The sequence below is a fragment of the Vibrio palustris genome, assembly GCF_024346995.1.
GTDB lineage: Bacteria > Pseudomonadota > Gammaproteobacteria > Enterobacterales > Vibrionaceae > Vibrio > Vibrio palustris.
The window spans coordinates 656,819-681,696 of record NZ_AP024888.1; the positions used below are offsets into that span (position 1 = coordinate 656,819).

The window sequence follows — 24,878 nt, forward strand, 5'->3', positions numbered from 1 at the left end:
ATGAATCGTGGCTACATCCATTTTTCCATCACAAAATTCTTAAGATGCTGACCTCGAATTTCAACATTTTTAATCTCTGCGACTTGAAAACCAAAGTGTTCATAAAACGCTCTGGCCGTAATACTAACATGCGAATAACACCGCTTAAGGCCATGTTGTTTAGCCCGATTTAATACGCAATTCATGAGCGCTTTGCCAATGCCCCGCTTTTGATACTCATGGTGGCAAAAAAAATGGTCAATTAGCCCATCGGCTTGCAGATCAGTATATCCAACAATAACATCACCAATCTGTGCAACTATTGGTAAGGCATCTTTCATATATTGCTTCCAAACGGATAAATCGAAACCATCAGGTGCCCAAGCCTCTACTTGTTCTTGCGAATAATCACGGATATTAATACGACGAACCGTACAAAAAAACAGATTCCATAAAGCTTCAGCATCTGTTTCTACATACTCTCTAATGACTATCTCCATCGCTGTTCCTTCAGTGTATTCCTTCTCAGCGCGACTCATTCTCAATAAACCGATGCTAAAAAGAGTATGGGGGGACTTGTTATCATACTTATATTTATACGCTCAAACCCTATCTATCGAGAACCATAAAGCAAAACGTCACTCATCTGAGGATTGCAGGTAATTCACGATCAAATCGACTTCTATTTGATTAATCGAGTGACCAAGATTAGGGAGCAGATCGTAAGTTGTCTCAGCGCCTAACTCATGTAATGCAGTATAAGCCTGTTGCGCAAATTGATGAGCAATCACTGGGTCTTGGTCGCCATGGAGAAAATGAACCTTGGTGCCTAATGGGACCGTTCCTGGTGTATTGGCGAACCTCCCCGATAATGAGATTACATGAGAAGCCATACGCTCATCGTGGATTTGAGTTGATGATAACGCCATTATCGCGCCCTGTGAAAAGCCAATTAATACGGTATTGTCCGCTGTCACACTTAGCTCTTGCTGCCATGCTCGAATGGTATCCATAAAGCGAGGCATCGTCGCCTGTATTTTAGCCAAGCGATTTTCTTCCGTCACTCCTTGGACGGAAAACCACTGAAAGCCCTCACCAAAATCAGAATCATCAGGAGCTTGTACAGAAATAACAGCCGTATCTGTAAAGTGCTTTGCTAAGTTTTCACCCAGCGAAGCTAAGCTTTGAGGTGTCGCACCGACGCCGTGAAACATAAGAATTAAGCGTTTAGGATCAGAAGGACGCTGTAATATTAATGCAGGTGTCATAAAGGTTCCTTGATTAGTCTTCACCAATAAATCGTAAAAAATATGACGATATGCCGTGGTAGAGGTTCGTATGTAATGTCACTGCTTATTAATAATACATACCGCTTTCAGCACCCAAAGACAAGCCCAACCCACACGGTGCGCGTGATAGAAAAGTTAAAACACCATTTGTCAGTGAATACGCATAATATATTGTTAAATCATACCTTCGTGTACGGAAAATTAAAAGTTCCTAATAATCAATAACTAAAAGCTTAGTTATTGATTGCACTTAGCATCAACATGAAACAGATCATTTTAAAAATAATAAACATTTTTGAAAGTTAGTTACGGACATTGATCACACTTTCTTTTTGTTGTATAGTTATTACACACTGAATTGGTAATTTAATTACATTAAGGAATCCACTATGTTATCTGTAATTAAGAACATCTTTGTACCGAAAAAAGATTATGCTGGCCGTAGCATCAACGCGATGATTGCACGCCTTGCCGCGCAAACAAATACAGATGTACAGGCTTGGTCATACCTGCACGAGCTAGAAGCTTACGAAAATACAAATACTGGAATGCGTGTATACCGCCACGAAGTTTCTCAGCGTGCCGCATGATTACTTTTCTGGCTACCGATATTTAAGGGTCGACTTTTAGTCGGCCCTTTCGTTTTTAATAACATGACTCATACAGCCATGTTAATAGTGTGCACCTAAACCACCTCTCACCATCATCGTTAACCGCTTAGCAGCACTATCACACTCTCCAAAAAAATCTCTTTTAATCAATGATGATGTGTCTGATCATTTGAGCGATAACAATCCTCGTAATACCCCCACAAGTAGTAATCATCGTAAAGTCGTTGTCATAACTCCCCTATCACTAAGCGAATGCTACGACGGTCGTTGCGCCGTACCAATCGGCACTCTCGGATAAAACCAGAAGGCTCGCATAACGACGTGACCATGGTATAAGAAGCGTGACGGCTTTTCTTACATCCGAGTCTCATCAATCTTATTATTCAATCGCTTTAAATAACTAATATCTCATTTATTAATGTTGATATAATCCATCATTTCAATATTTTTATAACATAGCGTATTATTTATTTTACGGAACTTTTATATTATCAATAACGCTGATGAAATTTTACAACTGACACGAAAACGATTACCTTAAAAATAATAAGTGACCATCCTCCCAAATATTTGTAACGCATATTAAACCAAAATAAATTTTTGGAACCTAATTACATAAATCATTAATTATAATAGTCAGTTAAAGTAAATTTTATTTCCTACCTTTAAGTGAATTTTTAAGAAAAAACATCGGCATGCGAAACCACCTCTTATCCCTCTGAATTAATTGAATAAAAATACGTGTAGGTTAATTTAATTTCTTCGACAAACAAATTAAATACATAATATTTAATTCATTAAAAACCTCGCACCTTTAGTGGTACAACCTCACAATATATCGCTTTTTATATTTTATTTATTGGTTATTTCTTGACGAAAATAAAAGCGGCATCTAAACCCAGATAGTATGAATAATAAGCCGTATATTTATTCAGACAAGAAACGTTAAGTCCATAATGTAGTGACCGTCTAAGCCTGGAAGGTTGAGACAAAATAAAATATTAGGAGACGAGAAATGAGAAAAGGGAAGAATAAAATTCGGCTATTGCCGCTCGCCTTGGCGATAGGCGCAGCAATATCGTCGCTTGGTGCACAAGCCGCATCCTGTTCATATTCATTAACCAGTGAATGGGATACAGGATTTCAAGGCGCAGTCACCATCACCAATGACGAAAACACCGATATGAATGAGTGGCAGATTGGTATGAAATACCCTGCTGGGATAGCTGTTACACAATCTTGGAGCGGTAAACTTTCTGGCAGTAATCCCTACTACATTCAGAATACAGCATGGAATGGTACGATTAAAAAAGGCCAAAGTTTAGTCATCAACTTCATGGGTACCAGCAATGGCATCAGCGCTAACAATGTGGAACTCATCGGGTCAACTTGTAGCGAAGGCGACACTGCTCCTTCGAACAATTTACCTGAGGCCGTCGCTGATGCGACACCTGTCTCTGGCATTGCCCCATTGGAAGTGAGCTTCAGTGGCACTCGCTCAACCGATGAAGATGGCGATACACTGACGTACGTCTGGGACTTTGGTGATGGTGACACCTCGGCGGGTAAAGAGGTTATGCATACCTATACAGAGCCGGGCGAATATACGGCTAAACTCACGGTCAGTGATGGCACTGGCGTGGATACCGAAACCGTCATAATCAATGTGACGACACAATCAGGTAATACTCCACCGGTTGCAGCGATGACAGTGACGCCGGCATCCGGACAAGCCCCACTGCTGGTTAACTTTGATGGTTCTGCCTCTACGGATGCCGATAATGATGTGCTGACTTATATCTGGGACTTCGGTGATGGCGCAACTGGCTCAGGGGTTAACACATCACATACGTATGCCGACGCTGGGCAATATACCGTCGCATTAATCGTGACCGATGGTATAGACACCAATAAAATCATTAAAACCGTTAATGTGACCGATGATGATGTACCACCGACAGTACAACGTGTGGACAACCCATTTCGCGATGCAAAATGGTATGTCAACCCAGAATGGTCAGCCAAAGCATCAGCAGAACCAGGCGGTAGTGCCATCGCAGATCAAAGCACTGGTGTTTGGCTCGATCGCATTGGCGCGATTGAAGGAACAGACAAAAAAATGGGGCTGCGAGCACACTTAGACGAGGCTCTAAATCAAGGCGCTAACCTGTTCACGGTTGTGGTGTACGACTTACCGAACCGAGACTGTAAAGCGAAAGCTTCAAATGGCGAGTTACTCATTTCTGAAGGCGGCATGGCCCGTTATAAAGATGAGTTTATCGACCCAATTGCCGAGATCTTTGCCGACCCGAAATATAAGAGCATCCGTATTTCGGCGGTGATTGAGATTGACTCGTTACCGAACCTTGTCACCAATCTAGACATTCCAAAATGTCAAGAAGCCAATGGACCTGGCGGCTACCGTGAAGGGATCACTTACGCGCTCAATAAATTCTCCCCTATCAAAAACGTCTATTCCTACATTGATGCTGCTCACTCAGGCTGGTTAGGTTGGGACAGTAACTTTGGTCCGGCAGTGACCCTAATTGCCAACGTGGTCAAAGGCACCAATGCAGGATGGGATAGCGTTGCTGGCTTTGTTACCAATACAGCCAACTACAGTCCACTGGTTGAAACCTACCTTCCGAATCCAAATCGGAATGTCGGTGGTGGGCCGATTCGAAGTGCCCAATTTTACGAATGGAATCCGTACTTTGATGAAAAAGACTATGCGATTGAATTTCGTAAAAAAATGATCAACAAAGGTGCACCAACGACCTTAGGTATGTTGATTGATACTGGCCGTAATGGTTGGGGTGGCCCTGAACGGCCAACACGTGTGAGTTACTCTTCGGATAAGAACACCTATGTGGATGAGTCACGCATCGATCAGCGTTATCACCGTGGTAATTGGTGTAACCAACCCAGTGGTATTGGGTATAAACCGTGGGCAGACCCTTATACTGGTGTCGATGCCTTCGTTTGGGTAAAACCACCTGGTGAATCAGATGGTATCTCTGAACCGAATTTCCAACCGGATCCAGATGACCCAGCAAAACAATACGATCCAATGTGTGATCCTAACAAAATGAGTGATTCTGCGCCTTATCCAACCGGTGCAATGGACAACGCGCCACATGCCGGCCGTTGGTACTCAGAAGGATTCCAACATCTACTAGAAAATGCTTACCCACCAGTAAGTCAACCTGCGGGGCCTCCTGCTGAATAAGCTAGCGAGTAACCGCCCTGACAACCTAATATTATTTAGGAAAGTCAGATAAAAAAGCCGGATCTGTTAACAGATCCGGCTTGTTCGCATTGATGAAAGCATGTGTAACGCTTCATGAGTTATAGAAAGACAAAGAAGCACTATGATTTATTCCACTTTTCATTTACTCAAAGTTGAGGGATATACGACGTTGAAATGCTCTAAAACCAGAGACATCTCTTGTGACGGTTGAATGCCCAATTCCTCACATTCTTGACTAAAGAAAGCCCAATGAGCCTCGCGCCACCACTCTAACGATTTATCGCCCTCACCTTCTTCGGCCGCAAACTCCGCTGTCACATCACAATAGAGACACGTGCTGACCGAAATAATTTCAACGATACACACAGGCGTCCCGTTCCAGTTCGTGACTACATGCAGATCGCCAACTTGAGGACGGCTTTCATCAGCATGGCTATACCAATACTCAAGACTGCACGATGCACGCTTTTCTCCACGCGCAATGAGATCCGCACACACATTGGCGTTGTACTCATCCGCACAAAAATAGCCAGCACTAAAAGATTGGTACTTTTGCGCAGTATCGGCTGACAACGTACTTAAATAGTACTGTAAATACTGCTCACTTCTTTCGTCCATTGTTTCTCTGACACTCCCAATAAATTCAATATGTTACGATTCACTATTTTTCGTTGGCATGCTCTTCTGCTAACTGTTTTTTCTGCTGTTGCTTCACGTCATCCCAAGGAATACCATTCTCAATAGCACCGACGCGCTCTTCATACTTACGACAGGCACGGGCAATGATGCTATCCAACGTTACCCCAGCCTCTTTTTCAAGAGATAAAATGGCGTTGAAATAATCCCAAAGTACATCGCCAAGTTCATCTTCAAGATAACAACGCCGATGTTTGGGGATTTCCTCGACAACCTCATCGACTTCATTTTTCATTTCTGTCAAATAGATTTGCGAGCCAGAATACCAAGGGTTGCTATTATCAAACTCTGACTTACGCTTAGCGATTTGAAACAATTTATCAATATGTTGCATTTTAACTCCACGACATTACATAGGTTACGTACTGACTTGTTTTTTAAGAAAATAACTGGTGTGGTTAGGCGGCATATCGTCCAGTTCACCAAAGATGACATACCCTTGTTTTTGATAGAACGCTAGTGCTTGGAAGGAGGTCGTTTCTAAACGGTAACGCATAATACCTTGAGCACACGCATAGCCTTCCAAGTGGCTTAACAATCTTGAACCGAATCCGCGCGAACGTATCTCTGCCGACATCCACAAGCCTTCCACATACAGCCAGCCCCATTTTATTTCCCCAAGAATACCGCCTACGGTCTGGTTATTCTCATCCTTAACAAAAGCGGACACTTTTTCGCGATGCACAACGCCAGTGATGCCCTCATTAAACCCATTTAGGCCGGCTTTCAGCACTTCAAAATCATCGTCACTCGGTTGAGTCACCGTTGTTATTTTCATTCGCTCACCTCTTTTTGCAAACCTAGTAACTATCGCAAGAGCCAGTTTTCTTCAAGGCTAAATTCATGCCTATCAAAATCAATTTTCCCCTTCACTCCCAGCGGGGTGACTAGCATCGGGTGTGTGTGGCAACTATCAAAACCATAGAGTATCGGCACTGGTTGACCATTGAGTACTTCTAATAAAACATCTAACGGTGTCCGTTCAGTGCCTTTATCATCGAATAATTCGTGCTTACCCAGCACTACTGCACCGACTTTATCAAACACACCACACGCCAATAAATGAGCAAAAGAACGTTCCACGGTTTCAATACTTTTTAGAGAATCTTCAATCAGCAAAATATCACCGTGTTGAATCTTTGGCATATAGTGACTTCCCCAAATCCCAGCAAGCGTGTTGAGGTTTCCGCCAATGATGCGCCCTTGAACGCTTCCCTGACCAATAAACCGCCATTGGTTGGGATAGGTTGGCTTCGCTGAGTCTTGGGTATCCCAATTGTAGCGAATATCCGTCCACGCCTTTGGCATGGAATACACATAGCTATCTTTGGGGCTTGAAAGCATCTCAACGAACGATGCAAATGTTTCATCAACCAAAGGGGGGAACTCACCAAAAGATGCCACCAACGCGGGCCCATAAAACGTAACCAGTTCAGTTTGCGCAGAAATCCCCATCAGTAAAGCCGTGACATCCGAATAGCCGATGATGATTTTAGGATCGCGCCTTAACGCCTCATAATCGATATATGGCAGCAACGCATTACTATTTGAGCCTCCAATCGTGGACATGATGCAGCGAACGCTGGCATCTCGGATAAGTTGGTTAAATTCCTCTGCTCGCTCTTGAATTGATCCGGAACGATAGTGATCAGATTTCCCCGTAAGTGAGCCAGCAACCAGCTCAAACCCTTGCTTTTCTAGGTACGTTTTTGCGCGCTGAAAACGCTTTTGGGCAAACACGGTTGCCGGCGAAGAAGGAGAGAAAAAGCCAATTTTATCCCCCTTACGCAAAGCTTGTGGATATAACATTGAATGCCATCCTCCATAATGTCATTACGTCACATCATTTATGACGTGGGTGTCTTGTTTAAGAATATTGTTTAATATCAAACATATCAAGCAACAGATAAGAAGTTCATTGTTTACGCAAATGTAAACCTTGTGTAATTAATTTTATTGACAATAATTTTTACCCGATTACACTCACTCCATAATTCATTGATAAAAAAGCAAGTGTATGTCCGTTTTGTCACACGCTCCCAAATCACAGACTTCTCTTCGTCACGATTGGACCAAGCCTGAAATCGAGGCCTTATTTTCCCTTCCTTTTAATGATCTCGTCTTTCAAGCACAAACTCTTCACCGTCAATTTTTCAATCCCAACGAGATTCAAGTCAGTACATTACTCTCAATTAAAACGGGGGCTTGCCCAGAAGACTGTAAATACTGCCCTCAAAGCGCACGCTACGACACAGGATTAGAAAAAGAACGCTTAATGCAAATGGACACCGTCATCCAACGCGCCAAAGAAGCAAAAGAAGCGGGCTCAACGCGTTTTTGTATGGGAGCGGCATGGCGTAATCCAAAAGAGAAAGACATGCCATATCTCACTCAGTTAGTCTCTGCAGTGAAGCAATTAGGATTAGAAACGTGTATGACTCTTGGAATGCTGAGCCGTGATCAAGCGATTGCACTAAAACAAGCAGGACTGGACTATTACAACCACAATCTTGATACCTCCCCGGAATACTACGGGGAAGTCATCACAACACGTACCTATGCAGACCGCCTACAAACATTAGACCATGTTCGTGAATCGGGAATGAATGTCTGCTCTGGCGGCATTATTGGTATGGGAGAAACCGCTGATGACCGCGCGGGGCTACTCAAGCAATTAGCCAATTTGCCCGAACATCCCCAAAGTGTTCCGATCAATATGCTAGTCAAAGTGCAAGGCACCCCGATGGCCCATTTGGATGATCTCGATCCTTTTGATTTTGTGCGAACGATAGCGGTTGCAAAAATCATGATGCCTGCTTCACACATTCGGTTATCTGCTGGTCGAGAGAACATGAGCGAACAAACTCAGGCGTTGTGCTTTTTAGCCGGTGCGAGTTCCATTTTTTATGGGTGTAAACTACTCACCACATCAAACCCCGACACCGACGCAGATACTCAGCTATTTAATAAATTGGGAATAAATAGAGAAACCACCCGAGATTTTTCGGATGAAGCGCACGCCCAAGCACTGCACGATGAAATACTGACGCATGAAAACACTCATCATACGCCGTTTTATGATGCGGCGGCGGTAAGAAAAACCGTTACCCATAAATAGGCTCATGTACACTTGGAGTGAGCATGAGTGTCTATATGTTAACGGCTCACCACTAATTGAGACATCTATCATTTATTGCATGGGTGTCTTATTTAATATTTCTATGTTAAGAGACGGTAATATGTGGGATCCAAATATGGCGAAAAATTAACTATTGACGCCATACTCGTGTGTAATGTTTATTACCCACGATCTGCTGGATGATTCACTCCGTCATAGATTGGTATGCCTTGTATTTTTAAGGGGTTTATACCTTCTAGGCAAGAGACGTTGAACCCATACTGAGCAGGATTTGACCTACGCTGATGATGGGTATATATGCCACAGTTACTACAAAAATAATGCTTGGCTGTGCGTGTATTAAACTGATAGAGCTTTAGCAGTTTTTCACCCTTTAAAATTTTAATACCTAAAAGAGGAATTGATGCGACAATTGCCCCCCTCCTTCTGCAAAGCGAACAATCGCAACGACGAACATCAATTAAGCCATCCGGCAGATCAAGCTCAAACGCTACTGAGCCACCATGGCAAGAAGCCTTGTGTTTAGCCTTAATAGGAATGCCGTCAACTTCCCTCAAATTTATTGCCATAGTTTATTCCTTGCGAACACATAACATTTTAATAGTGCGCATGCGCGTTTACACATTTTAAAACTCATTCAAAATACTTTTAATCTTATGAAAAATAATACATTTTCAGTTATCCCCACAAAAATCAAAACAGGACAAACGAGTATGCGCATTATTTTTACACTGTCGATTCTTATTCATTGATACTAAAAGAGTTTCTTACCAGCCACCAGCCAAAACACGCACTTTTATGATTATTTTTCAGACAAAACAAGCCAAAAGTTGGCGAACCAAAAAATAAACTGTATATTTATCCAGTAAATAAAATACCTACAACGAGTGTACGATGTCTTGCAGCCCTTTTATGAATTACCTTCACTGTGAGATGCGTATACGTGGCAAATACTCGCCTTACTGTCGATGACTCACCTCAGCTCAATAAGCAACTTCATTTATATTTATACCAAACCCTTGATAGATACTAACGAGACACCCATGATGTGATTTTTCTATATTAAGAGACGGAACTACGTGCAATGAAAATATTGCGAAAAATTAACTATTGACGCCATACTCTTTTGTTATATTTTTGATTTCAGTGGACTCAATACCTCAAGCAACCTTTGATGAATTGAGCTTCGATCGACGTTACCAGTTTCTTGGCAAACAAAAGCCGCCCCCTCTTTTGCCAATATTTCAATAGCTTGCGGCTTACAGACTTGCATAAAACTAAAGTGCGAAGCACCTTTGATTTCTTTGTAAGAAAGGTTGCTTAGGCTGGTATTTATATACGGAATAATTTGTAATTTCGGCGGGATAGTCTTGTCCAATTCACCACCAACTATTACAGTCTTTGCCGACAAAGTATCTAACGATTTGGGTAATATCGCAGGCACGTAACCTGGAGCGATAGCAACTACATTTGTTATCCGTTTATCTCTGTAATCACCTGAGATCATAAGGCGTTCCTGTGGTGAAAGATCACTGAATGCATTGCTGAAATAATCGCATGACGCATCATTGTACTGATTACAGTATTTCTGATACCCCCTAATATCGAATTCTGCGCCTGCTAATGCTAATGCTGTGTAACCACCTAAAGAATAACCGATGACAGTTATATTATCTTTGTCTACATATTGGGCGTAATCACTTGATAGTATCTGATCAACAAGGAAGGAGACATCTCGAGGCTGATCCCACATTCTAAGGACGCTCTCAGGCGTAGCTTGACCTGTTGTATAACTAGGATGATTTGCTGAAACAACAAAAGCACCATTCTCAGCTAACTCACTCCCAAGCCATGATAGGTTTTTCCAATTACCTGAAGTTCCGTGAACTAGGATGTACAATGGAAAATCCCCACCTTTTGGGGGTGCTGATTTAGCAGCCTTAAACCCATAGAAAGCTATATTTTCGGCGAAAATAGTTTCGGAAGCGGTCGTTTTTGTTGGGTAAAAGAGCTTAGTCTCAATGAGCCTATGCCTTTCATTATCTTGGTAATTATCTTCGGCGATGCCTATAGCTGCCATGCTTGCCGAACTGAGGCAGCATAAAGAGGCTAAAATTATTCTTTTCATACTTTCCGTTATCCACTGACGTAAAACAAAAATATAACGCCGCAAGCAACTGCGACTGAAACGGAACTTGTTTTTGTGCGAGCATTTTACCGCATAAAAACAAGTGGAGAGTAAGACGTCAGATTGACTTGCTTTATTATACATTTAACTCAGACTTAGCTTCATTGATAATTAAATTTGCAATAGCCTGATTACTTTCTTCCCTAAGACTTTCCTCAGATAGAGAAGATTGCCCTCGCCAAGATATATGATATTCAGGCGCCAAGTTATTCACTAGCCCTACAGTGTACCCCCTCGTCCGAGTGGCGCAGATAATCAAGTCGCAATTATTTTCTTTAAATAATATAAGGCTAGATGACAATCGGCTATTGGGATCGCCTTGTGTTTCTATGCCAACCTTTACACCATTGATGAACAATATATTTCGCTGATCTCCATCATTAATACTATGCTCATCCATAATGGATTCAGCCATTGATAAAAGTCCCTTGTGAACAATACATAACGTGCTGGTTTTTCCTGAATTCTCCGCCCCCGAGAGGGCAATAATTTTTTTCACTGGTCGATCCTTGATTTTATGTATAACATCTTAATAGTGAGCATGCGCGTTATTTCATTTATCTACAGCGTATTATTTCTACACTCTCGATTCTTATTCATTGATACTAAATGAGTTTTTTACCAGCCACCAGCCAAAACACGCACTTTTATGATTATTTTTCAGACAAAACAAACCAAAAGTTGGAAGCATACTAACAAGACACCCATAATATTAATCACTGTTTTTGATAGTATGAGTGCGTGGTTTATTTTGACGTGACGTAAAACAACATGAATGGCGTCATAATCAAGTATTCTAATGTTTTTCAATTGGTTATTTTAGAAAGCAGCTTAGGATTAACGACAAGATTTCTCACGCCATGCGCATGATCCTCGTTAAACACATTCCCTTCGCACCATTTACCCACTGACGCAATGTTCACCTTGGCAACCTTAGGTCGCACGCTCCAAGATACCTGAAAAGGTGAGCCCTGTTCGTTGTAATTGGGTCCAGTTGTCGAACCAGAGTAGTCAACCGGCGCGCCTGTATTATTAGGGATAGAAAAGGCTTGCTGAAAACCGTTCTTTTGACCATGAGAGGTCAGTGTCATAAAATCTAACGCATTAGGATCGTTAACCAAAACATAGACTTGAGCTTCAACCCGTAATTGCGGGTTATGAATGGCTTTGTTCATACATGCCGCTAAGGTCGGGCCCGGTTTTACCTCGGCAGACGAATAGACGTAATGCACTTCGATAGTATCCCCCGCCTGTAATCCGCCATGTGCACTTGGGCATACCTTATGCGCCAACGGCGTTGACTCTGCCTTTGTTAATGTGCCGGAATATTGATAACCAGACTGATAACCATGACCGTCTCCATTACCTGCATAGGTGACAAATTCGCCGCCTTTATGCTCGGCATTTTTGTGAAAATGAATATTGCACAAATTCATCGCCGTGTATGGCGGAGCAACACCAAAGGAAACTGGATTACTTCCATCCATCGAGTCGATATCCCGAGGAGCTTGAGGACCAAAACCTTGATTGGCCGTATTGGTCTTTAGGTTATCGCGTTGCTGCGCAATGACGTCATCTGAAACCGCGTGATGATGGCCGGAATGACTTTCTTTAGCCTCAAGGTTTCCAGATACACCAGACAGCACCGCTAACACACAATACATCGTTGCCTTCATTACTTCACTCCTATGAGGATATCACTTAAATTCCTATTAGCCTTTCGATTTCAATATGTTAAATCGAGACTTCCAGCAAAGTTAAACTAATATGAATCCGTATAAATTTCAAAATAGAAACGGTGATGTGCATACCATAAAACAAAAAGAAGCCGATGGCGTTTTGCGCATCGGCTTCTTTTTTACCAGTAATAAGACTAAGCCCGCGAATTCAGAAAAATACGTTAGACTGACAGTTCAATAAGACACTCATAATATCACTTTCCAATAAAGAGAGCTGGTACTTAGTAGCTGCACACATCGATATTTCCCAACGAGAGAAGTAAGCGAGTTTATTGCGTTGTTACACCGTATCTATACGAAGAACATAATGATCAAATGCCGTTATCTTACAATAGCCGTGTTTTTCGTAGAGCGCTTTTGCTGCTAAGTTATCTACCGTCGTCGCTAATTTTAGAGAGACACTGTCATTGTTCTTAGCAAATATTTTTACATAATTTAGCAATTCACTAGCGACGCCTTTACCTCGAACGTTCTGTATAACGAATAGATCATTCAAATACCACATTGTTTTCATAGCAACAGATGAAAATGATGGATATAGTTGAACAAAACCTACAGGTTCGCCATCTAGATCGAATGCAATAAAGAACTTTGAATCTTGCTTCGAAAAACGTTCAGATAAGAATTCAGTTGAAGCATTAATATTTGATGGTTGACCATAAAACTGGCGATATAAATCAAAAAGTTTTGAAGCGTCTTCAATATGAGTTTTATCGGCCTGATGAATATCCATTTCAGTGTATTCTCCCTTTATATAAAACACTCAAGTAATGTAATAAGTAATATTGAATAAAATAAGCAATGATGCATAAAAACCAGCGCTTTAGACTTACAAAAAAACCGTTTATAGTATGGTGCTTTGCTTATTTAAGTAGTTAGCAACGCCTACCACCCTGCCTAAACTTTTATGCGGTAACCACTAAATTCAAAACAAACCGAAAATGTCACGCGTTGCGAATTTGCTTGAATTGTTTATGAGCTGATCATGCCAACGATAGCCCACCATCAACGACCAACGTGTGACCGACAATATAACTGGCTTTATCGGATAATAAAAACTCAATTGCATTAACGATTTCATCGATTTCCCCAAAACGATTAAGCGGTACTAAATCAGAAACATCCGCACGGATAGTGGAGTTTTCAAGTTGTTTTTCTTCCCATCGGGGAGTCCACGTTACACCGGGAGCAACCGCATTGATTCGAATTCCTGATTGGATACTTTCTAGGGCAACGGATTGCGTCAACCCCTCAAGCGCGTGTTTAGCAGCACTAAACATTGATGCATTGGGTGTTGGTCTAATACCATTGATGGAGCTTACATTTACTATGGATGCCCCTGCTTCCATTAGTTTTAGTTCAGATCTCAAACACAAGGCTTGGCACAAAAAATCCACATGAAGTGTTTCTTTGAGAAATGAAACATCGACTTGAGGTAGGTAGCCTCTAGAGGAAAGAGTCGGAGAAGCATTATTTACTGCTATATCCAATTTTCCATATTGAGCTTCAATGTGAGTAAATAAACCGTCTAATTGCTGCTCATCCGCAATATCAACCGCCTGGTAATCAACAGATTTTAATTCTGGATATTTTTGCGTTGCTTCAAGCCAAATATTCTTCGAACGCGAGCAAGTAATAACTTTATATCCCTGCTTCACGAACCGAAGAACCGAATACAAACCAATACCTTTTGAGCCACCAGTGACTAATGCAATTTTCAATATAGAACTCCTTTTCTATTTATGAGCTTTGGCGGCTAATGCCGCGTTAAGGTGCACAGCTATGTGTGCCATAATCTTGAGCGAAGCGAAACCAGCACACGGCGCGAGTCTCTCTTAAGTGCTTGTTATACAAATTTTTACAGCTTATCCGCCAACTTCTTAAGGTAAGATTTGGCTAGTTCATTTTTACCTCGGCTTAACCACTTTATACACTCTAAAAGTTCCCAGATTAAGCCTTGGTCACCATTTGTATATGCAGGAAAGTCTTCGTGCTTTGGTGCTGGAGCATCGGTTAATCGTGACTCCACAGCACCCGCTTTATCAAATAGCACTTTGAAAGGTCTTGATATATCAAAAGGTTCGCTTAGATCTAGGCAATATTAACAAGACACCCATAATATCTAATAAACAATAAATCAACCGTCGTTACCGATATATTCGAACCATCATTTTTAATACCTCTAACACACCTATTCCACTCAGAGAGCGTAACGAGTAACTCCCTATTGCTAACTTCATTGTATAGTCGATCATCAAATAGCGCGGTGTTTATAGCAATAACGATACGCCTGACTGGCGCCATACTCGATAACAGCCGTTCTTTGAAAGCCATTTTTCTCGTAAAAACGATGCGCAGTAACACTAAACGTTGGCGTTTCAAGCTCGATAACTGTTCCATAAGACGCTTCGTGTTTAAGAAAATCGAGGGCCGATGTGCCGATGCCTAAGCCTTGACAAGCAGGAGCAATAAACAGCCTATAAAGGTTAATGATTTTATGCACTTGTAAAAAATAAAAACCACCAACAACTTCGCTTTCATGCCTGATCACGTAATAACAATACTTTTCCAAGGCTTTCGCTTGATGATCATAATCATCGTAACCGGGAGGGCCAGAGCCGCATATTGTTCGATCGGGTGAGAAGGCCGATATTTGGATATCCAGAAGGGCCTCAATATCATCTAAAGCCGCTTTTTCAATTGCATACATCCTTGAATCTCTCCGCTGGTGACACCCATGGTATTATAATAATAAGGTACCTATAATATCTAACAATAAAACTGTACAAATATACAGTTAAACACTATATTTTTTATACCTCGTTACCTAATAATTAGAGAGCGGCGTATGCCTAAATCAAGAAGCCAACAAATCAGCTTAGTCGATACACCCTACTATCACTGCGTGTCTCGCTGTGTGCGCCGCGCTTTCTTATGCGGTGATGATGCTGTTACCGGGCAAAACTACGAACACCGGCGCGGCTGGGTTGAGAAACGATTACTGTTTTTAACCCAAGTCTTCGCTATCCAAGTGTGTGCCTATTCGGTGATGAGTAATCATACTCATGTGGTGCTTTTTATTGATGAAGAGGCGGCCAAACATTGGTCAACGATGGACATTGTCACTCGTTGGCATCAATTGCATAAAGGCACGCTCATCACTCAACAATATGTACAAAATGGCGCGGTGCCCGAGCATTTACAGCCTTTATTGGACGCCACCATTGAAACCTATCGCCAACGGTTAATCGACATCAGTTGGTTTATGAGAGAGCTGAACGAATCCATTGCAAGACAAGCCAACCAAGAAGATAACTGCACGGGTCGATTTTGGGAAGGGCGATTTAAATCTCAGGCCTTGCTCGATGAAGCCGCACTCATTGCCTGCATGGCGTATGTCGACCTAAATCCAATTCGAGCCAAGATAGACCACACTCCGGAAACCTCGCATTATACCAGCATTAAGCAGCGTATCGCCGCCGCATTACATCCGGAGCAACCTCACAATCTTTTGCCATTTATTGGCAATCCCAGGCAACATCAGCCGAAGGGGCTCCCCTTCCAGCTTGCTGATTACATCGAATTGGTTGATTTAACGGGGCGAATACTTCGTGATGATAAACGCGGTCACATTGATGTTTCACTGACGCCAATCCTGCAAAGGCTCAATATTCCATCCGACAATTGGCTCATCATTACGAGTGAATTTGAGCAGCACACGCATATAGCGGTGGGCAAAGAAAACAACCTAACACGCTACTATCAACACTGTGATTACCAACGCCGACCGAAAATCACTCAAACCCAAAAGCTACTGGCTTAGTCACGCCATTCATTGCTTGACCAAAACTATAGCGGAACGTCCTCACTCGGCTTGAACAAACTAAAACTTAAGTAAAATGATTAATTCATCACTCAAAACCCAGAATGACTAGAACATTCTAAAATAACATAGTGATGAACGATAGAATGACATCCAAAATAACGCATATTTTCATAATATGGGTGTCTTGTTTATTTGTGTTGTCTGCTTGAGCGTATTGTTGGACGCCAGTGCCTGGATACAGGCCTCTCGCAACGCCCAGGCATCTTCGAACGACTGGTCATTGTGGCTGGCCCACTTCCTTATCGCTTCTTGGTGCAGAGACTTCTTTTCTTCCGTTAGATGCTCAGGGTACATCACGTGCTCCGACAGCAAGGCGTCGAAAGGTGATGAACTTCCTGCGCTCACACCGGTAAAGTCATGTCGCTGGTTTCCGAGTCGAAGATAACAGTGAGCTTCTGGGATAGAAGCAAAACCTGCTCGGTCCAGCACCACTCCAACACCTGGCGTGTTCTGCTCTGACATCGCATAGAGCCCGACAACCAACTCCACTTCCATATGCTCACATTCATGCGCCACCGCGGCCAGTAAGCGATGCTTGAAACTGCATGTGCCTCGCAGCTCATTAAGAACCGACAGAAAATCTCCGGAATCCGAGGGGCGCCCATAAGGCAGCTGCCGGACGTATTCGGCAAGACTGAGAAAATGATCGAAACCAAGTATCCGCACATCTTTGGTAAGCGGGCCATTTTCAGGAAGCTCGAAATCCAGTTTCGGGGTCACGATTTCTCCTTATGGCTTTCAACGCCCTGTTAAGGTGTGAGCAACGCAATACTGAAGCCTCCGCATACCACCTTAAACACTAAATGCAACGCATAGTAAAAATGCCACGCGTTCCGAATCACTCTTGAACAGATTGTTATATCAATGTTTTACTACGATCTCGATACTGCTTTTTCTTTCTACAGCATACCTGCGCTCGATAAAGGCAGGGAGTTTTTCATCCAGATAGGCTATGGCACGCTTGTCCATACGACAGCCAAAGATTATAGCGGTAATCCATTCTGGTTTATAAGAGACTAACGTGTAGTTTGGTTCCTGCTTATTGATAAGAGGCTTCATGTCTGAGCCGAACTGGACCCTGTACTCGCTTTCATATTCCCACTCTGTTAACTTAATTTTAAGAGCTTCCCAGATTTTCCTTCCGACTTCTCCATTATCCAGTAGACCAAATTGCATTTTAAATACATCAAGCAGCTCAAAGCGAGCTATTGAATCTTGGTAAATTACTTTTTCCGCGTTTATATCTTTGACGTTCCATTCTAGACAGAAGCCTTTATGAGAATTAGCGTAATGTGACCACATGAGATTATTGTCAGGTTTATCCGTTAAACAAAAAAACAAGTATTCATCGAATTTTTGGTTTACATTTCTACGGAAAGCTTCAAAATTTCTTTGTCCAGCCTCACCAAAAAATAACTGTTTGAACTCGTGCTTTTCCGCACCCTTTAGCTGCACGTGAACGGCTCTAAGCTCACTTTTAGTGGGTATGATGAAATCAATTTTGGAATCAAAAAGGTCGTTGAAATTTGTTCTTTTCGAAAATGTCACTTGATTATTCAATACGTTTTGGATGGCATATTCATTTTCAAGGTTTTCGAAATTATAAACTGGACAATACTTGTACAGACTTTCCAAATTTTGTACTCCATTGATATAACATTTTAATAGTGCGCATGCGCGTTTACACATTTTAAAATTCACTCAAAAACTCTTTTAACTTACTGAAAAAATAATGCTTTTTCATTCATATCCGCAAAAACCAAACTGGAAAAACGAGCATGCGCGTTTTCACATTTATCCACGGCCTGTTATTTCTGCTGCATATATTCTTATTCATTGATACTAAAAGGATTTCTGAATTCGTGCGAGTATTTTCATAATATGGGTGTCTTGTTTATTTGTTTTGTTTATTTAACACTCAAGCGTTAAGCGTCCATTGATTTGCTTTGTTATGTTTTTTGAATTACGTTAAATTTTTTAACTGTATTGACATCAAAAGATTTTATTTTAGCTAATATTTTTTTAGTATTAGATATCGTATTATTTCCTTTATTAATCATTGACATAAAATATAAAATCCTTTGCCAATTTTTGAAATGTTCTTTACTTACTCCAGAAATAACTGGAAGCATAGCCTGAAGAGAACTTAGCTCGATGCTTATATGGTTTTTAATATGATCGCATAGCGCTTCTGATTCTATCACTGAAATTTCTTCTGAAATTTTATTTATAATTTTTGCATTAAATGCTGATTGAAAATCATAAAATTTAAATTTTTCTGGGCTTTCAATAAACAGCTCAAATTCTTTATGCTCAACTAGACACCTATCTAAAAGAGGTTTAAATCTCAATAGATCAACTATAAAAAATCGCAAATAAGATCTAGCTCTTCTTTCATTTTCTATTACTATTTTTTTCCTTCTACGTTCTTCTATATAGCTAAATATCAAATAAACAAAGACCATATCAACAACAACACCAATCATTTCAGGGAAAATCCCTCCTACTATGAAATCTTTGTAGTAATTATTGCCATTTTCTTTAATCCCATATTAACAAGACACCCATAATATCTAACAACAAACTGTACAAATATACAGTTAAACACTATATTTTTTATACCTCGTTACCTAATAATTAGAGAGCAGCGTATGCCTAAATCAAGAAGCCAACAAATCAGCTTAGTCGATACACCCTATTATCACTGCGTGTCTCGCTGTGTGCGCCGCGCTTTCTTATGTGGTGATGATGCTGTTACCGGGCAAAACTACGAACACCGGCGCGGCTGGGTTGAGAAACGATTACTGTTTTTAACCCAAGTCTTCGCTATCCAAGTGTGTGCCTATGCGGTGATGAGTAATCATACTCATGTGGTGCTTTTTATTGATGAAGAGACGGCCAAAAATTGGTCAGCGATGGACATTATCACTCGTTGGCATCAACTGCATAAAGGCACGCTCATCACTCAACAATATGTACAAAATGGCGCGGTGCCCGAGCATTTACAGCCTTTATTGGACGCCACCATTGAAACCTATCGCCAACGGTTAATCGACATCAGTTGGTTTATGAGAGAGCTGAACGAATCCATTGCAAGACAAGCCAACCAAGAAGATAACTGCACGGGTCGATTTTGGGAAGGGCGATTTAAATCTCAGGCCTTGCTCGATGAAGCCGCACTCATTGCCTGCATTGCGTATGTCGACCTAAATCCAATTCGAGTAAAGATAGACCACACTCCGGAAACCTCGCATTATACCAGCATTAAGCAGCGTATCGCCGCCGCATTACATCCGGAGCAACCTCACAATCTTTTGCCATTTATTGGCAATCCCAGGCAACATCAGCCGAAGGGACTCCCCTTCCAGCTTGCTGATTACATCGAATTGGTTGATTTAACGGGGCGAATACTTCGTGATGATAAACGCGGTCACATTGATGTTTCACTGACGCCAATCCTGCAAAGGCTCAATATTCCATCCGACAATTGGCTCATCATTACGAGTGAATTTGAGCAGCACACGCATATAGCGGTGGGCAAAGAAAACAACCTAACACGCTACTATCAACACTGTGATTACCAACGCCGACCGAAAATCACTCAAACCCAAAAGCTACTGGCTTAGTCACGCCATTCATTGCTTGACCAAAACTATAGCGGAACGTCCTCACTCGGCTTGAATAAAGTAAAACTTAAGTAAAATGGTTAATTCATCACTCAAAACCCAAAATGACTAGAACATTCAAAAATAACATAGTGATGAACGATAGCGTGACATCCAAAATAACGCATATCTTCATAATATGGGTGTCTTGTTTACTGTTTTGTGAATCCGTCTTAAACGCTTGTTATATGAATTATTTTCGCTCCCAATCGACTTTGGGTTCAATTGCATCAGGAAGAGGATTATCTTTTATTATCTCTCGATTGGGTGTTGGATTTGAAGGTTGCTCGGGACAGGGCTGATCATTTGGTCGTGGAGTATCTTGTGAAGGTTTATCAGGGTGATTTTGGTACGTTTTATTCATGGCTTAGTCCTTTGGTATGAAAAAATTTTCTGCTGGCAATTCTAACTTAACTTCCTCTGTACATTTTTCTCGAAGTTTTTCATCGATAGAAATCCCTTGCTCTTTGACACCAACATGTTTTTTACGTTCTAACGCTAATTCAAAAGCTTTCTGGTGAGTCGTAGTATATTTTTGTGCATTAACGATTTTTCCGATTAACTTTTGCACGTCATAATCTAACACCAAGTACCCAGTAATTAACGAGTCATACCGCTTAATTTTATCGGTGAGTTTTAAAAATGGCTGTAAAAAAGACAATAACGAAGCAAAGGCAAGTATATAGCCCCAAAATTCACTTCCTGAGTCTGTAGTCCAATAACTAAACCCAGCAATAGCTGATGTAGGAAGAGAAGCAGCAATTACTATTTGCATTGCTAAGTTCAAGTGTTCTATGCGCTCAAGTTTCTTACTGTAGTACTTTACACTTAGCCTTGCAGTTCTCTGCAATTTATAGACTTCCCAAACAGGGTGTTCTAAGTTCCTTTCTGACAATGACGTACTCTCCTAATTCATATAACGCCCAGTTAAGGGGTGAAGCACGCAATGACCAAGCAACCGCATACCACCTTAATCACTAAAACCAACGCATACCAAAAATGCCACGCGTGCTGAATCCATCTTGAACTGTTTGTTAGAACTTTTGTTTTAGTTTAGTTTTAGAATGAAACCAGCAAAACAAGCCACCTTCAAACAACCCGATTAAACCAATTTGAATGAACCCAAAACCAACTGACTGAAAAGATTCTGGTTCAATGGCAAGCACGAACAGTGGAAATACGATTAACAAACCGCTAACAACTCGGAAAATACCAAGAATATTAGTACTTACCTCGAATAGCGTAGAAATAGTAAAGTTGAGTACTGCTTGCTTTCGACTCTGAGGGTCAATGTAAATTCTGTCATCAATCAAATAAAGCAACCAAAACAAAACCGCAGCGCCAACTGCATAATAAAGCAGCAGATCGGGAGAAATCAAAGCACTGACCGTTGAATCGAGTAACTCGATACCCCCTAAAAAATACGCCAAAAATACAGGCACACCACCAGAAAGAAATACGACAATGATTTCTCTTAATGCAAATAGCTTCTTAGACTTCATAAATGAATAAAGTTAGTGTTAATAAAAATTAATAATATCATAAAGATACACTGGTGTGAGTGAAAAGTTCTAACGCCAAGCTAAGCGGCGCAGCTTTGCTGCGTCCTTGCTTGAGCGCCTTGTTATGAGTTTTGTCTAACAATTAAGGTTACTATTCCTGTAACCACTGCAATACCAAATGCCCAGAGAAACTTTCTGAAGCCTTGATCTTTTAATTTCTGAAGATGCTCTTCACCTGTAGCTGTGAGTCGTACTCTTGCGGCACTATTAATTTTTCCATCAGGCGAAAACTCGATCAGCCCGTCTGACTTTAACCCCTTATAGAACTCTAACTCTTCTTGTGTTGAATCAGCGGAAACCGGATTAACTTGGTTTCGAATTGACTTTAGAGCCTTAATTTTATTTTCTACAGTTGGCTTCATACGATTCCCTTTTAGACTCATAACATTTTAATAGTGCGCATGCGCGTTTACACATTTTAAAATTCACTCAAAAACTCTTTTAACTTACTGAAAAAATAATGCTTTTTCATTCATACCCGCAAAAACCAAACTGGAAAAACGAGCATGCGCATTTTCACATTTATCCACGGCCTGTTATTTCTGCTTCATATATTCTTATTCATTGATACTAAAAGGATTTCTGAATTCGTGCGAGTACAAACCATGCACAATTGAGATATCTAAAATGGATAAACGCGCACAAAAGCAGGTTTTTGAAAAATAAACTGTCTATCCATACAAAAATAGACGCACTGGCAGGACACCTATCATATCTACCGCGCCAGCAACTGGACTCTAGCGAGATTGAGCCTACTCTGGGGTTGAGAGCTACAAAAACCTCATAAACATTGCCGTCAGCCAAAGCTTCCGAGAACATGACTGGGAAAGTTTTTACCCATCACGCGCCGCAAGCGCACTGTTAACCTTGGACACGCCTTTTGTACTCGTTTCACGCTTCAATCAGTGAAAGTCTATTGGGTGGGAGTTCTATCTCAACCGATGAGGTGCTATTCCCCACGCTACCGCCATACCTTGCAAGTAACAAAGCACATGAATAACAATCTGTTGCATAAATTTATATCAAAAAGCGCGGGAGATTCCTATCGGAAAAAGAAAGAAAACCACAGAGTGTGAGGGAATGACGAAGAAAGTGAGAATAAATACAAATCGCAGCGGGAATCATGTTGAGTAGCAGATAATACGAGACGTTCAGACGTTCAGACGTACGAAAGCACGCTTTAGTGCGTGATATTGTTAGAATTCAAAAATAATAATTTAGGATTGGATGAAGCAAGATTGGAGCGGGCAGCGGGAATCGAACCCGCATCATCAGCTTGGAAGGCTGAGGTAATAGCCATTATACGATGCCCGCTTTGGTGCGCATCGAGGCGATGGAGTTAATATGCCACTCTCACCGTAAAAAGAAAACCTTTTTTTTATGATTTTGTCGCGTTTGTTTAGTAAATAATCAAATGAATATCAAATGGTTATAAATAAACCACTTTTAGTAGTAGCAATGTGTGCAAGCTTATCATGGCCTAAGCCCAATCAAAGGCAGCGAAACAGCTCGCTACCTTTGTATTGAGGTAAGTCATTAATCCAATTGCGGCGTATTTTCAGCAAAATACTCGTGAGAGTCAGCATTGTTAATTGCTTGCGCGGGGTTGGATTGAGCCAATTGACGAGCACTATACTGCCCGTATGCCACGTCGTCTGTTCCGCCATTCACAGTAAAGTGGCTCATTTCATGCACTAATGTACCTGCTTTAGAGTCAGTGCCTGTGGTTGGCGCGTTCCAAAATGCGCCGCATAAATGAATATGGTACGGCTGATTAGGATAAACATACGCAAAGGCATTCGAGTATTGAGAATCACAGCCACAATCGGCCGTTACCGTGTTATCGATTAACGCACTGGTAATTTTATAAAAGTGTTGGGTAACGGTAGCAAAGCGGTTACCATCATATGCGCCAAACCATTGAGCGTAACGTCTTGATGTATTGCCATTATCATAGTGATCGAGCAAATAATTATAGGCATCGTAAGAGATGTTTTGCGCCGCTTGCACAGCACTACTGATGGACGCTCTTTGACTATTGGAGCAACTGCCTACATAGCTAATACCACTTTTAGGTGCAACGTTTACCGCCACTTTTGATTCAGCGAGTGCCACGAACTTTGGGTCAATCCCTGCAACATAAAAGTTCACATCGTTAGATGATAACGTCTGCGGGCCTTGTGGCTTAGCACGTTTGGCTGCGGTAGGCTGCTTAATTAATTGCAGTGCAGTCACATCAAATTGTACCTGATAGTTCCCCGCTGCCGTCATATCATAATATGCAGATAAATCGACAGTTTGTGTGAGGGTTTGTCCAGCACCTATAGGGATATAGTCGGCGTCTGTCGGGCTTGGGCGTTTTACAATCGGCCCTGTATAATCGACTTTTTGTCCATTCACAGACACATCAAATGCATTACTGTTCAATTTGTCGTTTGTCGCTAAAAACCAATCCAAGACTTTGACGTTATGATCACTCTGGTTAGTAATCGTCACTTTCACCTTCACATCACTGTTTTCACCATACGAGGTTTCGAGTGGTGTGACGTTTACATTAAGCGCCGAATCGGCATACGCCATTGACGAACTTAAGGCTAATGCCACTGCGGCCCAAATCGGTGTCCTTTTTTTCATCTTCTGTTCCCTTTTGGTCATTGATAAACTTGGCTAAATATCAATAATTTCACTATTGATATAGTTTATTGTTTAGCATCATCTTAATTTGTAAAGGTGAAGATAAAAGCGTGTTTTAACTTATCGAGTTTATGGAATAAGACCGACAAAAATCCTGCAATAAAATGAAAAAAATTAAATAATATCCATAAAAAACAATAACTAATAGAATGTCATCTGGTATACACTTTCATAACGAAC

General features: G+C 41.3%; 26 protein-coding genes, 1 tRNA gene and 1 pseudogene. 5 read left to right on the forward strand and 23 right to left on the reverse strand.

Annotation, left to right across the window (positions count from 1 at the left end; translation table 11 throughout):
* Positions 1–11: 11 nt before the first annotated feature.
* Positions 12–479, reverse strand: a complete 468-nt coding sequence (locus OCU30_RS15325) for a GNAT family N-acetyltransferase (RefSeq protein ID WP_162841029.1) — start codon at positions 477–479, stop codon at positions 12–14.
* Between the two features lie 138 nt (positions 480–617).
* The gene (gene ypfH / locus OCU30_RS15330) at positions 618–1,247 is read right to left on the reverse strand and encodes an esterase (RefSeq protein ID WP_077314189.1); all 630 of its coding nucleotides are present in this window, start codon (positions 1,245–1,247) and stop codon (positions 618–620) included.
* Between the two features lie 410 nt (positions 1,248–1,657).
* On the opposite strand from ypfH, the gene OCU30_RS15335 reads away from it, so the two are divergent.
* Positions 1,658–1,858 carry a hypothetical protein gene (locus tag OCU30_RS15335; protein WP_077314188.1) on the forward strand — a complete coding sequence of 67 codons (201 nt, stop codon included), beginning with the start codon at positions 1,658–1,660 and terminating at the stop codon, positions 1,856–1,858.
* A gap of 1,036 nt (positions 1,859–2,894) precedes the next feature.
* Positions 2,895–5,108: a glycoside hydrolase family 6 protein gene (locus OCU30_RS15340; protein ID WP_077314187.1), complete on the forward strand. Its 2,214-nt coding sequence runs from the start codon at positions 2,895–2,897 to the stop codon at positions 5,106–5,108.
* A gap of 159 nt (positions 5,109–5,267) precedes the next feature.
* Here the strand turns inward: OCU30_RS15340 and OCU30_RS15345 are convergent, their stop codons facing one another.
* From OCU30_RS15345 to OCU30_RS15360, 4 genes are read right to left on the reverse strand one after another with little or no spacing between them, the layout of a single operon-like run.
* The gene (locus OCU30_RS15345) at positions 5,268–5,747 is read right to left on the reverse strand and encodes an ASCH domain-containing protein (RefSeq protein WP_077314186.1); all 480 of its coding nucleotides are present in this window, start codon (positions 5,745–5,747) and stop codon (positions 5,268–5,270) included.
* Between the two features lie 43 nt (positions 5,748–5,790).
* Positions 5,791–6,159, reverse strand: coding sequence for a MazG nucleotide pyrophosphohydrolase domain-containing protein (locus tag OCU30_RS15350; protein WP_077314185.1), 369 nt, complete (start codon positions 6,157–6,159; stop codon positions 5,791–5,793).
* Between the two features lie 24 nt (positions 6,160–6,183).
* Complete coding sequence (locus OCU30_RS15355; RefSeq protein ID WP_077314184.1) at positions 6,184–6,603, reverse strand: GNAT family N-acetyltransferase; 420 nt, start codon at positions 6,601–6,603, stop codon at positions 6,184–6,186.
* Between the two features lie 29 nt (positions 6,604–6,632).
* A complete protein-coding gene (locus tag OCU30_RS15360; protein ID WP_077314183.1) occupies positions 6,633–7,634 on the reverse strand; it encodes a S66 family peptidase in 1,002 nt (333 codons plus the stop codon).
* A gap of 208 nt (positions 7,635–7,842) precedes the next feature.
* Here OCU30_RS15360 and bioB point away from each other — a divergent pair, with 208 nt between their 5' ends.
* Complete coding sequence (bioB, locus tag OCU30_RS15365) at positions 7,843–8,943, forward strand: biotin synthase BioB (protein ID WP_077314182.1); 1,101 nt, start codon at positions 7,843–7,845, stop codon at positions 8,941–8,943.
* A gap of 182 nt (positions 8,944–9,125) precedes the next feature.
* Here bioB and OCU30_RS15370 read toward each other — a convergent pair whose 3' ends face one another.
* The 8 genes and pseudogenes from OCU30_RS15370 to OCU30_RS15405 form a co-directional block, all read right to left on the reverse strand.
* Entirely contained in the window at positions 9,126–9,533 is a 408-nt protein-coding gene (locus tag OCU30_RS15370) for a GFA family protein (RefSeq protein WP_077314181.1), read from the reverse strand.
* A gap of 560 nt (positions 9,534–10,093) precedes the next feature.
* Positions 10,094–11,092, reverse strand: a complete 999-nt coding sequence (locus OCU30_RS15375) for an alpha/beta hydrolase family protein (RefSeq protein WP_083730721.1) — start codon at positions 11,090–11,092, stop codon at positions 10,094–10,096.
* Between the two features lie 136 nt (positions 11,093–11,228).
* Complete coding sequence (locus OCU30_RS15380) at positions 11,229–11,651, reverse strand: hypothetical protein (RefSeq protein WP_077314179.1); 423 nt, start codon at positions 11,649–11,651, stop codon at positions 11,229–11,231.
* A 307-nt stretch (positions 11,652–11,958) separates the two neighbouring features.
* Positions 11,959–12,828, reverse strand: a complete 870-nt coding sequence (locus OCU30_RS15385) for a delta-class carbonic anhydrase (RefSeq protein WP_077314178.1) — start codon at positions 12,826–12,828, stop codon at positions 11,959–11,961.
* A gap of 343 nt (positions 12,829–13,171) precedes the next feature.
* Positions 13,172–13,624 carry a GNAT family N-acetyltransferase gene (locus OCU30_RS15390; RefSeq protein WP_077314177.1) on the reverse strand — a complete coding sequence of 151 codons (453 nt, stop codon included), beginning with the start codon at positions 13,622–13,624 and terminating at the stop codon, positions 13,172–13,174.
* A gap of 250 nt (positions 13,625–13,874) precedes the next feature.
* Positions 13,875–14,612, reverse strand: coding sequence for an SDR family NAD(P)-dependent oxidoreductase (locus OCU30_RS15395; protein ID WP_077314176.1), 738 nt, complete (start codon positions 14,610–14,612; stop codon positions 13,875–13,877).
* A gap of 137 nt (positions 14,613–14,749) precedes the next feature.
* A pseudogene (locus tag OCU30_RS15400) lies at positions 14,750–14,992 on the reverse strand (hypothetical protein); the annotation flags it as partial.
* 153 nt (positions 14,993–15,145) lie between these two features.
* Positions 15,146–15,601: a GNAT family N-acetyltransferase gene (locus tag OCU30_RS15405; protein ID WP_077314175.1), complete on the reverse strand. Its 456-nt coding sequence runs from the start codon at positions 15,599–15,601 to the stop codon at positions 15,146–15,148.
* Between the two features lie 138 nt (positions 15,602–15,739).
* Here OCU30_RS15405 and OCU30_RS15410 point away from each other — a divergent pair, with 138 nt between their 5' ends.
* Entirely contained in the window at positions 15,740–16,714 is a 975-nt protein-coding gene (locus OCU30_RS15410; RefSeq protein ID WP_261821310.1) for a transposase, read from the forward strand.
* A 171-nt stretch (positions 16,715–16,885) separates the two neighbouring features.
* Here the strand turns inward: OCU30_RS15410 and OCU30_RS15415 are convergent, their stop codons facing one another.
* From OCU30_RS15415 to OCU30_RS15430, 3 genes are all read right to left on the reverse strand, one after another.
* Positions 16,886–17,497 (reverse strand): hypothetical protein, encoded by a 612-nt coding sequence (locus OCU30_RS15415; protein WP_077315067.1) that lies wholly within the window; start codon positions 17,495–17,497, stop codon positions 16,886–16,888.
* A gap of 141 nt (positions 17,498–17,638) precedes the next feature.
* The gene (locus OCU30_RS15425; protein WP_077315126.1) at positions 17,639–18,412 is read right to left on the reverse strand and encodes a DUF2971 domain-containing protein; all 774 of its coding nucleotides are present in this window, start codon (positions 18,410–18,412) and stop codon (positions 17,639–17,641) included.
* 314 nt (positions 18,413–18,726) lie between these two features.
* Positions 18,727–19,263, reverse strand: coding sequence for a hypothetical protein (locus OCU30_RS15430; RefSeq protein WP_077315065.1), 537 nt, complete (start codon positions 19,261–19,263; stop codon positions 18,727–18,729).
* A 165-nt stretch (positions 19,264–19,428) separates the two neighbouring features.
* Here OCU30_RS15430 and OCU30_RS15435 point away from each other — a divergent pair, with 165 nt between their 5' ends.
* Positions 19,429–20,403, forward strand: a complete 975-nt coding sequence (locus OCU30_RS15435) for a transposase (protein ID WP_077315064.1) — start codon at positions 19,429–19,431, stop codon at positions 20,401–20,403.
* Positions 20,404–20,635: 232 nt separating this feature from the next.
* On the opposite strand, the gene OCU30_RS15440 is transcribed toward OCU30_RS15435, so the two are convergent.
* The 6 genes from OCU30_RS15440 to OCU30_RS15470 form a co-directional block, all read right to left on the reverse strand.
* Positions 20,636–20,806, reverse strand: a complete 171-nt coding sequence (locus tag OCU30_RS15440) for a hypothetical protein (protein WP_159439151.1) — start codon at positions 20,804–20,806, stop codon at positions 20,636–20,638.
* Between the two features lie 3 nt (positions 20,807–20,809).
* A complete protein-coding gene (locus OCU30_RS15445; RefSeq protein WP_077315063.1) occupies positions 20,810–21,337 on the reverse strand; it encodes a hypothetical protein in 528 nt (175 codons plus the stop codon).
* Between the two features lie 139 nt (positions 21,338–21,476).
* Positions 21,477–21,944, reverse strand: coding sequence for a hypothetical protein (locus tag OCU30_RS15455; RefSeq protein ID WP_139343491.1), 468 nt, complete (start codon positions 21,942–21,944; stop codon positions 21,477–21,479).
* Between the two features lie 122 nt (positions 21,945–22,066).
* Positions 22,067–22,366, reverse strand: a complete 300-nt coding sequence (locus OCU30_RS15460) for a hypothetical protein (protein ID WP_077315061.1) — start codon at positions 22,364–22,366, stop codon at positions 22,067–22,069.
* Positions 22,367–23,243: 877 nt separating this feature from the next.
* Positions 23,244–23,318 (reverse strand) — tRNA-Gly (locus OCU30_RS15465).
* Positions 23,319–23,540: 222 nt separating this feature from the next.
* A complete protein-coding gene (locus OCU30_RS15470) occupies positions 23,541–24,638 on the reverse strand; it encodes a M35 family metallo-endopeptidase (RefSeq protein ID WP_159439150.1) in 1,098 nt (365 codons plus the stop codon).
* Positions 24,639–24,878: the final 240 nt, after the last annotated feature.